The following is a 15,137-nucleotide window of genomic DNA, read 5'->3' on the forward strand; positions in this document are numbered from 1 at the left end:
GGCACTTTTACATTTTGAGGGGGAGAAAGACATGAGTGAAACTCAGGATAATAAACCAATGAAAGCAGCTAAACCTGCCAAAGCAAAACATAATCAAAATAAAAAGAAAAAAAAGAAAGGTTTTGTCTGGAATATAAGGAACAAACTATTGGTCTCCTTCCTGGCCGTACTGCTTCTGCCAAGCTTGGCAATCGGCTTGATCACACTAACGATGGCTGAAGATGGCGTACAAGGACAATTAGTGGATAGCGCCATGCAAAGTGTGAGCACTGCCAATACCATTGTAGAAAGCCAAGTGAAATACAAGATTCATGACATTAACTATTTCGCGGATGGCCTTGATCCGAACTTGGTCAAAGGAGAGAACGATAGTCCCGAGCTTCAGTTGAAGCTGGAGCAATACCTGGGCTTGCATCCCGATGCCATGAATATTTTTGTAGGAACAACAGACGGAGTCATGGTTCGAGGTAAACCAACAGCGAGCAGCACACGGGGAGATGCATACGATCCTAGGGAGCGGGAGTGGTACAAACTAGCGATGGAAAAGCCAGGTACAGCTGTTGTATCCGCTGTGTCTGTTAATACGGATGGTGTTGCAGTTGTGTTTATCTCCAAAACATTAAAGGACCAATCTGGTGTTGTCGGTTTGTCTCTCGACCTGACAGACCTGCAAGAACAGGCATCCATTAAGGTGGGCAAAGAAGGCTACGTCATTATTATGGATGCAAACAAAAACTATGTTGTATCCCCTGTAGCAGATGCAGGTACGCCGGAAACGAGCGGCTTGCTGGATGAAATGTATGAAGGTCCAGAAGGTCAATTCGATTACGTGTACAACGATCAGCCGAAGATGATGATTTTTTCAACAAATGAAGCAACAGGCTGGAAAATTGCCGGCACGATGCTCAAGAGTGAAGTAACTAATGCAAGTAAGGATATTCGCATGGCCACATTTATTGTTATTCTGGCGGCTACGTTCCTTACACTCCTCTTTATTATATGGTTTACACGCTCCATGCTGCGTCCAATTAAACGACTGCAGGAATCTGCCAGAGCCGTGAGCAAAGGTGACTTGACCGTGAAAATGGAAACAGGGCGTAAAGATGAAGTCGGAGAACTGGCGAAGTATTTTGAACGTATGGTCGATAACCTGCGGATGATGATTCTGGGCGTACAGGAAACGACAGAGCAGGTATCTGCTTCTTCTCAAGAGTTGTCTGCCAGTGCAGAACAAACTACCAAAGCGATTGAACATTCAACACTGGCCATTCAGGAACTGGCTGAAGGTGCAGAGCAGCAGGTAAACAGCGTGAAAGACGGATCGGGACAGATGAGCCGAATGGCAGAAGATGTTCGAATGATGTCGGAGCGTGTACAATCGATTACGGCAAATATGCGGCATACGTCCGGAGCGGCTTCATCTGGGAATGAGGCAGCAGGACAGGCTGTGGAGCAGATGAACAGTATCCAGGAAACGGTGGAGCAGCTGGGGACGGTGGTTCAATCTCTGAATGCCCGTTCCGTTGAGATTGGTAGCATGGTTGATGTCATTGCATCCATCTCCAAACAAACGAACTTGCTCGCATTAAATGCTTCTATTGAAGCGGCAAGAGCGGGGGATGCGGGTCGTGGGTTTGCAGTTGTAGCTGGTGAGGTACGTAAACTGGCAGAAGAATCCGGAAGTTCGGCAGCGCAGATCGGTGAGGTGGTTCATAATATCCGTCAGGACATGGATGCCGCTCTGATCGCCATGAATGCAGCACAGACTCGGGTGGGAGAAGGAATTCAGGCTGTGAATACGTCAGGACAATCCTTTGCTCAGATTCGGGAGGCGGTGGAAGATGCTGTTCATACATTGGATGACTTGTCCGCAACAACAAAGCAACTGGAGAGTGGTGCATCCCACGTTGCCAAGGCGATGAGTGATATTTCGAATGTGACCCAGGAATCGGCTGCGAATACAGAATCCGTGTCGGCATCTTCGCAAGAACAACTGGCATCGGTAGAAGAGATTGCATCATCCTCGGCACATCTGAATAGCATGGCGGAACAATTACAAGGATTGCTTGGCATGTTCAAGATGGTGGAGGACACACCGAAGGATAAGGGCAAAGAATAAAATCTAACATTGGAACGCCATAATTCACCACATCTTTTATAATAGAAGAAAATAAAGATAGACAATGTTCCTGTTGCCCTGTATAAATATATCGTCTGGTTATTCCGCGCATATAAATAATATATTGATACAGGGTACAGCAGGAGGCTCTATGGTATACGTAGCAATACTGATTTTTGTAGTGACGATCACCTTGGTGATCTGGCAACCTCGTGGATTGGGTATCGGTTGGACTGCCTCTGGTGGGGCATTACTTGCCCTATTGTGTGGAGTCGTCAGCTTAAACGATGCCTCGGATGTGGCATCCATTGTATGGAATGCAACGCTGGCTTTTGTCGGCATTATTATGATTTCTCTCATTCTCGACGAGACGGGTTTCTTCGAATGGGCTGCGCTTCATATGGCGAGGCTGGCTGGAGGAGACGGTCGCAGACTGTTTTTCTACTCCATTCTGTTGGGAGCCGCGGTGTCTGCTCTGTTCGCGAATGACGGTGCCGCGCTTATTCTGACGCCAATTGTGCTGGCAATGGTGCGTGCATTGAAGTTTGATGAGCGTATGGTGCTGGCTTTTGTGATGGCGAGTGGGTTTATCGCCGATACCACGTCGTTACCGCTGGTCGTCAGCAATCTGGTTAACATTGTATCGGCCGATTTCTTTGGTATCACCTTTGTGGAGTATGCGGTACGCATGGTTGTACCCAATCTGTTCTCAATCGTAGCGAGTACGGGGATGTTGTTTTTGTTCTATCGCAAAAGCATCCCCCTTCGCTACGACATCTCCGCTGCACGTGACCCGAAGGAAGCGATACGTGATCCACGGATGTTCCGAATCGCCTGGTTCATGCTTGGGCTGTTGTTGGTTGCCTATGCATCCAGTGAGTTTCTGCCGATTCCCGTGTCGGTTATCGTTGGCTCCGTTGCGTTGCTGTTCGCTTTATTGGCACGCAAGAGCGAGGCTGTTGATCTGAAACGGGTAATCAAGGAAGCGCCATGGTCGATTGTGGTGTTCTCCGTGGGCATGTATATCGTCGTATATGGACTGCGTAATGCAGGGTTAACGGATCATCTGAGCCGCTGGCTGGATGCCATAGCAGAGCATGGTTTGCTGGCTGCTTCGCTCGGGATGGGAATTATCGCTGCTGTATTATCATCGGTGATGAACAACCTGCCGACCGTGTTGATTAACCTGCTAGCCATCCAGGGCGCACATACCGAAGGTATCATTCAAGAAGCATTGATCTATGCCAATGTCATTGGTTCCGACCTGGGTCCCAAAATGACCCCGATTGGATCACTTGCCACATTGCTGTGGCTGCACGTGTTATCCCGCAAAGGTGTGAAGATCACATGGGGGTATTATTTCAAAGCAGGTATCATCCTGACGATCCCGACAATGTTAATTACCCTGGCCGGGTTGGCATTGTGGTTATGGATTCTAGGTTAGCAAATTAGATTTTACATTGAGTATGAATAAGATAATCTGTTGTAATGTAAAAGGCTGCTCTCACAGCTGGTGCTACGCACTGGCAGCGAGGCAGTTTTTTTATTTCCTGCTTTTGTAACTTCTATAGAAGAAACAGATTTTCTTGCTCTATCAAAGAATCAACAAAGCATTTACATAAGGCCAGCCCACTATAGGGCTGGCCTTCTTTGCCTACTTCCCAGGCAGGAGATTGAGATGCCTGAGATTCAACGAGCACTGACACAGCGAAGGGAAACCGCGATCGTAGTGGAGGGGACGGTATCGATTCTGAAGAAGCGAAGCGTTCGCCTTTGTATCCGAATTTCAACAATTAAGATTATTGATCAAAGAAATTTGGAGACAACAGCGATCAGAAGAACGATCCGTAACCGGAACGGCCACTCAGGGTATCAGCTTACTTCATATATCTATAAGTAAATTTTTTTCATGGAAATCTGGACACAATACGGATTAAAACAACGTCCATTCCCATAGCGACCACTTCAGCGCCAGATTGAATCCCAGATATTTCAAAATGCTGCCGATATTTTTAACATTGCGTTTACAAAACACTGATTTTAAGATGACATACTGAAACTACAATGAGTAAAGAGTTGATGGTGAACAAACAAATTCACAAAACGCCATCACTACATTGGGGGAGGAAAACAAAACATGTTTAAAAAGTTGCCGTTTATTTTGATGACCTTAACGTTCGTACTGGTTCTCGCAGCATGCGGATCGAAAAATGACGCTGGTACAGAGGGTGCCGCAAGCAATGGATCAGGAGAAGCTGCTACTGAGCTTAGCGGTAACATTCTGGCAGTCGGATCGACAGCATTGCTACCTCTGGTTGAACAAGCTGGACAGAAATTTATGGCAGTTGATGAATATAAGAACGTAACGGTTCAAGTTCAAGGTGGCGGTAGTGGTACTGGTTTGACACAAGTATCTGACGGACAAGCTACAATCGGTAACTCTGATGTATTTGCAGAAGAGAAACTGGAGGACGAAGCCAAAGTAAAAGAATTGGTTGACCATCAAGTAGCAGTAGTAGCTATGGCGCCAGTTAGCAACAAAGATGCAGGTGTAGAAGATTTGACGAAGCAACAACTGGTCGACATCTTCTCCGGTAAAGTAACGAACTGGAAAGACGTTGGCGGCGCGGATAAAGCAATTGTTATTGTAAACCGTCCGAGCAGTTCCGGTACTCGTGCAACTTTCGAGAAGTATGCATTGGGTGCAAAAATGGGTGATATCCAAGGTTCGATTCAAGAAGATTCTTCTGGTAACGTAAAAAAATTGGTATCTGAAACGCCAGGTGCTATTGGTTACCTCGCCTTGTCTTACTTGGATGACAGCTTGCAAGTATTGAAATACGAAGGTGTAGAAGCAACAGTTGAGAACGTAGAAGCAGGAACTTATCCAGTATGGGCTTACGAGCACATGTACACAAAAGGTGAGCCTGATGCAGCAACAAAAGCATTCTTGGACTACATCTTGAGTGACGAAATTCAACAAAACGACGTGACAGAACTTGGATACATTCCAATGTCAGGTATGAAAGTAAAACGCGATGCAGCAGGTAATGTGGTTCAGTAATCTTTGAACTTGCGCATACAGCGAAAGAGGCGGACTTAGGTCCCGCCTCTTTACGCGGTTTGCTCTAAAATAATCCCATATTTTGCATTAATTCTACTATAGAAGGATGGTTGTTATGGAACAGACCGAAGGGGGAACGGTAATGAATAACAAGTTGAAACCGCGCCGGCCCTTAAAAGAGAAACATTATTGGGAAGAGTGGACGGGACGGATCTATACGTCGATTTGTGTCGTTTTCCTGATCGTTGTCATGTTTTCCATTGTTTATTTTGTAGCGTCCAAGGGACTATCGACATTTTTCCAAAATGGAATAAGCATCAGCGAATTCCTTGGTGGAAAAACGTGGAATCCGACCGGAGAACCTGCGTTCTACGGGGCATTACCGTTCATCACAGGTTCTTTCATTACAACCTTGCTTGCAGCATTGATCGCAAGTCCGCTTGGCCTGTGTGCAGCGCTATTCATGACAGAGATTGTTCCGGGTAAAGGCAAAAAGATCTTGCAGCCTGCGATTGAACTCTTGTCCGGAATTCCATCCGTTGTATACGGATTTATCGGTCTGAGTGTCATCGTACCTTTGCTTCGCAGTATCTTTGGTGGAACAGGCGTCGGGATTGCAGCCGGATGTCTTGTTCTCGCTGTAATGATTCTCCCTACGGTGACAAGTATTATGGCAGATGCCTTGTCCGCGTTGCCAAAAGGATTGCGTGAATCCTCCTACGCACTGGGTGCCACTCGCTGGCAAACCATCTACCGTGTCATTATTCCAACCACTTTGCCAGCTTTGTTGACAGGTGTCGTTTTGGGTATGGCCCGTGCTTTTGGTGAGGCTCTTGCTGTACAGATGGTTATCGGTAATGCACCGCATGTTCCAACATCCTTGCTCGAATCAGCTTCAACATTAACAAGTGTAATTACACTCAGCATGGGTAACACCACGATGGGTTCTGTTCATAACAATGCACTGTGGAGTATGGCGCTTGTCCTGTTGGTGATGACATTTGTCTTCGTCATTCTGGTTCGCCTGCTTGAAAGGAGAAACCGGGTATGAAAATGAAGGCAAAGACGGTAGATAAAATTGCAACATCCGTTATCGTTGTACTGGCCCTGTTCATTGTTATTCTATTGCTCGGTCTGCTTGGCTTCATCATGTATAGAGGCATTGGGCATATTAGCTGGAACTTCCTGACAAGCGCACCACAGTTGCTTAAGGGTGGCGGCGGGATTGGTCCACAGCTCTTCAACTCCGTATTCTTGCTTGTCCTGACCTTGATTGTTACCATTCCACTCGGATGGGGTGGCGGGATTTACATGGCGGAATACGCCAAGCCAGGCAAGATTACCAGCTTCATTCGTCTGGTCGTTGAAGTATTGTCATCATTCCCGTCCATCGTTATCGGTTTGTTTGGTCTCTTGCTGTTAGTAAATCAATTTGGTCTTGGTTTCTCCCTAATCTCGGGTGCCTTGGCTCTGGCGATCTTTAACTTGCCACTGATGGTACGGACAACGGAGCAGGCCTTCCGGGCCGTTCCGAAGGAACAGAAGGAAGCAGGTCTGGCGCTTGGACTGTCCAAGTGGAAGATTATCACTTCGATTCTGTTGCCTGTGGCATTGCCGAGCTTGATTACGGGTACGATCCTGGCATCGGGCCGGATCTTCGGTGAAGCAGCCGCGCTGATGTTCACCGCAGGTATGAGTAGTCCACCATTGGACTTTACAGATTGGAATCCCACGAGTCCAAGATCACCGCTTAATCCTTTCCGTCCGGCAGAGACACTTGCTGTCCATATCTGGAAAGTGAACAGTGAAGGTATTGGGCCAGATTCCAAAGAAGTGGCAGCAGGGGCATCCGCCGTGCTTGTCATTCTCGTGCTGGCGTTCAATCTAAGTGCACGCTGGATCGGTCGGGTTGTATTCCGCCGCATGACAGCTTCGAAATAAGGAGGAACCAACATGGCCATACCTTTTGGTACGGAACAGTTAAGCATATATTATGGACATTTCCAGGCGGTCAAGCAGATTAGCCTGACGTTTCCTGAAGCAAGCGTAACGGCTCTTATTGGACCGTCTGGTTGCGGTAAATCCACGTTCCTCCGGTCGCTGAACCGGATGAACGACGAGATTGCCGGTTCCCGTACTGAGGGACATATCTGGATGGACGGTAACGATCTGAATGAGCCTGGAACCGATGTAATCAAGCTTCGCCAGAAGATTGGCATGGTGTGGCAGAAGCCAAATCCTTTTCATAAGTCCATCTACAACAATATCGCGTTTGGCCCCCGCTACCGTGGTACGAAGAGTAAGAAGGCACTGGATGAAATTGTGGAAAAAAGCTTGCGCCGTGCTGCGCTCTGGGACGAAGTGAAAGACAGACTGCATGAGTCAGCTCTGTCTCTCTCTGGCGGACAACAGCAACGCCTATGTATCGCTCGCGCTTTGTCTGTTGAACCACAGATTCTGTTGCTCGATGAGCCGGCATCTGCACTTGACCCGGTATCTACGGGTAAAGTTGAAGAGTTGATTACCGAGCTCAAGAAGGAGCTACGGATTGTTATTGTTACCCATAACATGCAGCAGGCGGCACGCATCTCGGATTATACAGCTTATTTCTATCTGGGAAGCATGATTGAGCACGGGGATACAGAGCATATTTTCACGAACCCGGACAATCGTCTGACACAAGAATACATTATGGGTCGTTTCGGTTAATTGGATCATGGAGTGTCACATAGAGCAACAGACAGAGAGATAGAGAAATAATAGAGACAAAAGAAAGCACAATGCCTGGACGGTTGTTCGGGGGTTGTGCTTTTTTAATTTATAATTTTAGTGGGATTTTCTGTATGCGGGATAAACATTATGCTACGATATTTAGTGTGAAGAGAACGTTTACTTGACTTCGAAGGAGATGTTAATAATCACTACGGATCAGATGTCTTACGACCATATGGCAGCTCAGATTATACAGAACTACACTATTGAGAAACCTGTCGTTTCATATATTCGTCATAATGAGAATCTGACATATCATGTCGTTGATGGAGCAAGCGGGCAGAAGTATCTGGTACGTATCCATCAAGCCGCATATGCAAGTATGACCGGCATTCAGCATACGCTTCCTGCGCTGGAGGCAGAGATGAACCTGCTTCATGAGTTAAATGCAACGACAGCATTGCGCGTGCAACATCCGGTACGGAATGCATCGGGTGAATGGGTCACGGTATGGACAAGTGAAGCAGGGAAAGAAATCTGCTGTACAGTACTGGAGTGGATTGAGGGAAGGGACATCCAGCAGGGAGAACGGCTGACAACAGAGCAGATCTATGATCTTGGGGCACAACTGCAGATGCTTCATCAATATGGGCGTATGCAGAATCAGATAGATCGAACAAAGGTGCGGCCGGCATATGGCAATAGCCATGAGAACTTGGTCATGCTAGGGCAGCTAGAGGAAGGTGTCCGACTGGGGATTTTTACAACGGAAGACTTTGATCTGCTTCGTGAGACGTTTGAGAACATTAATGAGCAGTTAGAAACATACCCGCATCACGCAGGGACATGGGGGATCATTCATGGGGATATTACTCGCAACAATCTGCTGATAACGGAGCAGGGGATTTCCATGATTGATTTTTGTCTACACGGTTATGGTTATTATCTTTTTGATGCCGGAGGGGCAGCACTTATGTTCAATCGGGAGGAACGTGACATATTTTTATCCGGTTATACCCAACAGATCGCACCACTGACGGATCGTGATATTCGATTGATGGAAGGGTTCATGTTGATCTTTACACTGGGTTATTATGCCTTTCAGATGGCGAATGAGTCGAGGCACGAATGGATGAAAGATTGCATGCCGAAGCTGTGCAGTAAGTATTGTAGACCCTATGTACAGAACGAGAGCATCTTCTATGAGTTATGAGGTGTTTCCTTTTCAAGGAGCTATAACTTAGGATTAAGATTGTGAATATTACCTGGGCGTCCTGAACAATCGGGGTGCTCTTTTTGCATGCATTAGATAACGATCGTAATGGACATTTATGAAGAAAGTATAAACTCTGAGGAGAGTCAACTTTTCTTAGCTACAATATAGTCATGGGAGGATGAAGCAGCGATGAGAGACAGCGAGAATATATTGCTGGTGGAGGATGATCCGGAGATTGCCCGTATTTTGAGAGATCATCTACGTCATGAGGGTTATGGGGTAACTTGGGCATCAAGCGGTTTGGAGAGCTGGGAAGACTTTAGGGAGGGAACCTATCAATTAGTCTTGTTGGATCTGATGCTACCGGAAATGGATGGGTTCACGGTATGCAAAAACATTAGACTGATCAGCGATGTTCCGCTGCTCATGATGAGTGCTCGAATCGAGGAAGAGAGCAAAGTCAGGGGGCTTGGGCTGGGAGCTGACGATTATATTACGAAGCCCTTCAGTCTAACGGAACTTACAGCTCGCATTAAATCTCATCTGAATAGGTACCGCAGATATCAGGGCGTGGAGCCGGATTCGACAGATAGACAGTATAACGATGGGTTATCGATTGATTATTTGAATCAGCGCGCACAGGTTCATGGAGAACATGTGGCACTAACCAACAAGGAATGGGCTTTGCTCATACTGCTTGCTTCTCATCCGGGCCGGGTGTTTACCAAGGCGGAACTGTATGAACATGTCTGGAGTCAGCCAGAGGCGGGGAACTCGAGTACAGTCACAGTTCATGTGAAGAGCCTTCGGGCCAAGCTTGGTGACGAGCCCCATCATCCACGCTGGATTCAGACGGTGTGGGGCAGTGGTTACCGGTTCGTGGGGGAGCCTGAGGAATGAAGTTGAAGTACTGGTTAATGCTTGCCTTCCTCATTGTAATGCTGCTGCCTGTCGCTGCTGGGTGGGCGCTGTACTCCCTGTATAACTATTACAATGATCAGCGTGCCGTAACGGAATATGTGGAGTTGTCCGGACAATTGGCTCCTATTGAACTGGCTTTATCTGACCCGGGACTGTACCAGCTGCACTCGCCTGATGCTTTCGCTGCACTCTCTGAATTGGAGAATGGTCGGGTGAACTTTGCTCTGTATTTACCAACAGGGATTCGGGTGTACACATCAGAGGGGAGTACATGGTCTGCTGGAGCTTACACCGTTGGGGGGGCGGAGCTGTATCGTAATTTGTACAACTTACAGATTCGTCATCGTACATTCTCGTTGAAGAAACCCGTATGGGAAAAGGGTGAGTTGGTCGGCATTTACGAAATCGTCATGCTGCGTGGAGATTGGCTGGAAGGCATATCCTTGCGGACTACCTGGGTCATGGGTCTCGCTGCTACTTTCTTTATTCTGCTATACGGAACAGTGCTGTGGTTGCTGTCCCGAAAGCTCTTTCGGCCGATGAAATATCTCATAGAACGAATGGATGCTTTTGCACGAGGAGAGGCTGCTACGGATGTGGTACCTGTTCGTCATGATGAAATGGGCATCTTGCTCCAACAGTTTGATGCAATGCAAGACAAGATCAGACATACTCAGGTCGATGTGGAGAGGGAGCAAAAAGAAAAAGAGCTCATGATCGCCTCGTTATCCCATGATCTGAAAACACCGTTGATGTCCATTAGTGCCTATACGGAGGTACTTAACGGTGATCGTCAACTGAAACGCCTTGAAAGGCAGGAATATCAGGATGTGCTGCTCGGAAATGTGGAGCGGATGAAACAGATGATTAGTGAACTTGAGATGTATACGGCGTTGGGTTCCAGTGAATCGGAGATGGCCATGGTTAAGGTGGAAGGTGAAGAGTTTTTTGATATGCTGCTTGGGAGCTATGAGGGACTTGCCGAGCGTGGTCAGATTGACGTGAAGATGGATGTCCGCACAGATCAACTGTACCGGGTTCATCCCGAACAACTGATGCGCCTGACAGATAATCTGATAAATAATGCACTACGCCACACAAGGACGAACGGTGTAATGGGACTAGGGGTTATTGCTTCAGATTGGGAGCTTCCTGAATGGATTATTCCTTCGCTTGGAGCTGAATTGGATAACTACAGGGCGGGAGCAACATTGATCATAGTACAAAACGAAGGTCCTGCTATTCCTGAGGAACAGCTCATTCGTATCTTCGAACCCTATGTTCAACACCAGAATCAGGATGAGAAGACGTATGCAGGTGGTTCGGGATTGGGATTGAGTATAGCCAAACGGGTTGCGATAAAGCACGGAGGGGATATGCGCATGTGGTCATACGAAGGATATGGAACGCTGGCAGCATGCCGATTGCCTGAACATGGAGAATGTAAACGCAGAGAGGGTGGATAAGATGATGAAAAAAGGATGGATGATGCTGGGTACTGCTGTGTTGGCAGGCGCCCTGCTTGGAGGTTGCGCGGAGAAGGATATGCTGGCTATGTCAGGAGATGAGATGATTGAGAAGGTTGTCTCAGCAGAGACAGAACCCGCCTCGTATTATGCGGAAGGTGTGATGAAGATATGGGCAGATGACAAGCTGACTAACACGTTGCAAATTAAGGAATGGGTAGATGGTGAAACCGGACGAAAGCGCACGGAAACATCAGAGAATGGCAATGTCAGTTACGCAGTTAATAATGGAAAGAAGATCATCATATATGAAAAAGAAACAGGGGCAGCATATTCCATGGATGCATCATCCGTGTCACAACAACCTAATCAAACCCAGAAGCAAATATTGCTCGATCAACTAGAGCGGTTACGTACTACGCATGATGTGAATATGATGGGACAGGAGAAACTTCATGGACAGGACGTCATTCATATTGAATTGACACCAAAAGAAGAAGGCGCATTCTCCATATCTTCAGAGTATTGGGTAGATCCCAAAACGTGGATGATTGTCAAAGTAAACAGCGCGTATGGGGATGGAAAATCAGAAATGGTCTATGATCCGATTCAGTATGACCCTGAATTCACAAAGGATACTTTCGTAATTGACATCCCTAAGGAGGTCGATGTGAAGGACTTGAACGATATGATGCAGAATTCCGAAGTGACCCTAGAGGAAGCGGAAAAAGCGTTGGAACAGCCGTTCCTACAGGACATGAGTGGAGAATTCGAACTATCACGGATCGAAATGTCTACATCGCGCGGTGAGCTGAGCAGAGATGAAGTAACCTTGTATTACGTAAGTAACGACAAGGTAGAAGTCAGCCTGACGGTATTCAAGATGCCGGAAGAAAATGTGGACGATACACTAATGCCGGATGAAGCCAAGATTAAGGTTCGTAACACCGAGGGTTCATATATGAAGAGCATTCGGAACATATCATGGAGTGAGAATGGCTTGCGTTACTCCATTATGGGTGAAAACGAAGGATGGACAAAGGCAAAGCTGCAAGCTTGGGCGGAAGCACTGACCCTTCCCAATCCGTCTAGATGAGCTAAAGAATAATAATAAGGTTGCCGCAGAAACGAAGCGGCAGCTTTTTTTTGTATATTCTCCTTTTGGTGTGGTGGATATCTATTCGATCTCCTTTCAGTCCATTCCAAAAAGGCAAGAGGGCAACTTCACGTTTACAGTTCAATATGCATATTCATAGAAGACAATCTTGATTTGGTGATGGAGGCAGGAGAAGGGGGCATCGCAGGATGGCTGTTTTATCAACAGGGCCAATAGAAAATAATATAGTGGTGGGAAGCGGCGAGCGTCCTACACAGAGAATTACAGTGAAATTAGACAATTGGAGTCTCACTAGTTTCTCTACCGTTCTGGTTCAAGGCTATTATTTGAATGGTGTTCGCACACTATACGTTGAGGAATTGTTTAATGTTTTGCCTAACCAGGTTATAACAAAAGACTATTATGCAGATTTGGATGCATTTGAGTTTATATTTATCACAGGTGATGATACGGAGGATGAAGTTCAGATTTCCGTATGGGGGAAAAACGAGAACGGTCAACTGGTAACGGCACATCGTTTGGTGTCTGAGGAATTGTTAGGAGCGAACCCCGGTCTAGTCGGGGTAACGGGTGCGACTGGAGCTACAGGGACAGCAGGGGTTGCGGGAACAACTGGTCCTACAGGGGCTACAGGTGTTACAGGACTGACAGGAGTTACTGGTCCTCCTGGAGGAACTACGGGATCGACGGGAGAGACCGGTGTCACTGGGACCACGGGGGAGACAGGATCTACCGGAGTGACAGGAGTCACGGGCGCTACTGGAAGTACGGGGACCACAGGAGAGACAGGGCTTACGGGAGTGACGGGTATTACTGGGAGTACAGGAATAACAGGAACGACTGGAGTCACCGGGAGCACAGGGGAGACAGGGTCTACTGGAGCCACAGGTGTCACCGGTAGTACGGGAATAACAGGAACGACTGGGGTCACTGGGGCTACAGGTGCGACAGGCGTAACGGGGACGACCGGAGTTACTGGAGATACGGGCGCGACAGGACTTACAGGAACGACCGGAGTTACTGGGGCTACAGGTGCAACAGGCGTAACAGGGGCGACTGGAGATACTGGTGTTACAGGTGCGACAGGCGTAACGGGTGCGACCGGAGTTACTGGAGATACGGGAGTGACAGGCGTAACGGGGACGACCGGAGATACTGGTGTTACAGGTGCAACCGGATTGACGGGAGCAACAGGAGTCACTGGAGATACAGGCGCTACGGGAGTTATTGGAGATACGGGTGTGACAGGACTGACGGGATCCACTGGAGTTACTGGGGATACAGGTGCAACAGGAGTTACGGGAACGACTGGAGTTACTGGAGATACGGGCGCGACAGGCGTGACAGGAGCAACCGGAATTACTGGAGATACAGGTGCGACAGGTGTCACGGGATCCACTGGAGTCACTGGCGTTACAGGTGCAACAGGCGTGACGGGAACGACTGGAGTCGCTGGAGATACAGGTTCGACAGGCGTGACGGGAACGACTGGAATTACTGGAGATACAGGCGCGACAGGTGTGACGGGATCCACCGGAGCTACTGGTGCTACAGGGGTAACAGGCGCTACGGGAGTTACTGGCGTTACAGGTGCAACAGGCGTGACGGGAACGACTGGAGTCGCTGGAGATACAGGTTCGACAGGTGTGACGGGATCCACTGGAATTACTGGAGTTACTGGTGACACAGGTACAACAGGAGTAACGGGAGCGACTGGAGTTACTGGGGATACAGGTGCAACAGGTATAACGGGATCCACCGGATCCACTGGTGATACGGGTGCGACAGGCGTGACGGGAACGACGGGAGTCACTGGTGTTACAGGAGCGACAGGAGTGACGGGATCCACCGGAATCACTGGAGATACAGGCGCGACAGGCGTGACGGGAACGACGGGATCCACTGGTGTTACAGGCGCAACAGGCGTAACGGGTGCGACCGGAGTCACTGGTATTACAGGTGCGACAGGCGTAACCGGAACAACCGGGACGTCCGGAGTAACGGGAGTAACGGGAACGACCGGAGCCACTGGGGCTACAGGTGCGACCGGATCAACGGCAGCTTCTGCTCCTGCGGATTCTTCCTTGTTTGCTGATAGCCAGACCACGGCGTTGGGTCTTTCATTAGTAGCTGAAACGACGATTCAGACACTTAATGTACCTGTAGTGGCAGGTCAACGCGTGAAAATAGACAACAGTACACAAGTAGCAGTAGTTGTAGGTTCTAACTGGACTATCGCATATAACATTAATCTGAGACGTAACGGAGTTCTAATTAATCAATTGCAACTCTCAAGGAGCGGTAATGCTGCGGGAACGTTAAGGTTTCTTTCCTCCAACACTTACGTGGATACTGCCCCTGCTACAACGACTAACGCATACACGATAAGCATCCAATTTACAACCACTACAAGCGTCACTAGTGCCTCAGCGGAAGTGAGAAATATTAATGCTATTCGCTTCAGTTAAAATAGACATCGAACTTATGATAATTACACGTTACTTTTGTTGACATATATGATG

General features: G+C 47.9%; 12 protein-coding genes. All 12 read left to right on the forward strand.

The genetic code is table 11. The features are described 5' to 3' along the window. Positions 1–31 precede the first annotated feature (31 nt). The 12 genes from NST33_RS02440 (at position 32) to NST33_RS02495 (ending at position 15,083) form a co-directional block, all read left to right on the forward strand. Entirely contained in the window at positions 32–2,119 is a 2,088-nt protein-coding gene (locus tag NST33_RS02440) for a methyl-accepting chemotaxis protein (protein WP_221823940.1), read from the forward strand. A 151-nt stretch (positions 2,120–2,270) separates the two neighbouring features. Next, on the forward strand, positions 2,271–3,563 hold the full coding sequence (locus tag NST33_RS02445) for an arsenic transporter (RefSeq protein WP_339306608.1): 1,293 nt from the start codon (positions 2,271–2,273) through the stop codon (positions 3,561–3,563). A 234-nt stretch (positions 3,564–3,797) separates the two neighbouring features. Then, complete coding sequence (locus tag NST33_RS02450; RefSeq protein WP_339306610.1) at positions 3,798–4,019, forward strand: hypothetical protein; 222 nt, start codon at positions 3,798–3,800, stop codon at positions 4,017–4,019. A 237-nt stretch (positions 4,020–4,256) separates the two neighbouring features. Continuing rightward, the gene (locus NST33_RS02455; protein ID WP_237177637.1) at positions 4,257–5,183 is read left to right on the forward strand and encodes a phosphate ABC transporter substrate-binding protein PstS family protein; all 927 of its coding nucleotides are present in this window, start codon (positions 4,257–4,259) and stop codon (positions 5,181–5,183) included. 142 nt (positions 5,184–5,325) lie between these two features. After that, positions 5,326–6,234: a phosphate ABC transporter permease subunit PstC gene (gene pstC, locus NST33_RS02460; protein WP_100528178.1), complete on the forward strand. Its 909-nt coding sequence runs from the start codon at positions 5,326–5,328 to the stop codon at positions 6,232–6,234. A 2-nt stretch (positions 6,235–6,236) separates the two neighbouring features. Continuing rightward, positions 6,237–7,124: a phosphate ABC transporter permease PstA gene (gene pstA / locus NST33_RS02465; protein ID WP_026081329.1), complete on the forward strand. Its 888-nt coding sequence runs from the start codon at positions 6,237–6,239 to the stop codon at positions 7,122–7,124. Between the two features lie 12 nt (positions 7,125–7,136). Then, a complete protein-coding gene (gene pstB, locus NST33_RS02470) occupies positions 7,137–7,892 on the forward strand; it encodes a phosphate ABC transporter ATP-binding protein PstB (protein WP_036616781.1) in 756 nt (251 codons plus the stop codon). A gap of 199 nt (positions 7,893–8,091) precedes the next feature. Continuing rightward, complete coding sequence (locus NST33_RS02475; protein ID WP_339306612.1) at positions 8,092–9,108, forward strand: phosphotransferase; 1,017 nt, start codon at positions 8,092–8,094, stop codon at positions 9,106–9,108. Positions 9,109–9,300: 192 nt separating this feature from the next. Continuing rightward, positions 9,301–10,011, forward strand: coding sequence for a response regulator transcription factor (locus tag NST33_RS02480; protein WP_047840351.1), 711 nt, complete (start codon positions 9,301–9,303; stop codon positions 10,009–10,011). Then, positions 10,008–11,498 (forward strand): HAMP domain-containing sensor histidine kinase, encoded by a 1,491-nt coding sequence (locus tag NST33_RS02485; RefSeq protein WP_339306614.1) that lies wholly within the window; start codon positions 10,008–10,010, stop codon positions 11,496–11,498. The genes NST33_RS02480 and NST33_RS02485 overlap by 4 nt, the downstream gene beginning before the upstream one ends. Position 11,499: 1 nt before the next feature. After that, on the forward strand, positions 11,500–12,594 hold the full coding sequence (locus tag NST33_RS02490) for a hypothetical protein (protein ID WP_339306616.1): 1,095 nt from the start codon (positions 11,500–11,502) through the stop codon (positions 12,592–12,594). Positions 12,595–12,803: 209 nt separating this feature from the next. Further along, a complete protein-coding gene (locus NST33_RS02495) occupies positions 12,804–15,083 on the forward strand; it encodes a collagen-like triple helix repeat-containing protein (RefSeq protein WP_339306618.1) in 2,280 nt (759 codons plus the stop codon). Positions 15,084–15,137: the final 54 nt, after the last annotated feature.

Origin of the sequence: Paenibacillus sp. FSL L8-0435 (assembly GCF_037965655.1) — a bacterium.
In the GTDB taxonomy this organism is placed as follows: domain Bacteria; phylum Bacillota; class Bacilli; order Paenibacillales; family Paenibacillaceae; genus Paenibacillus.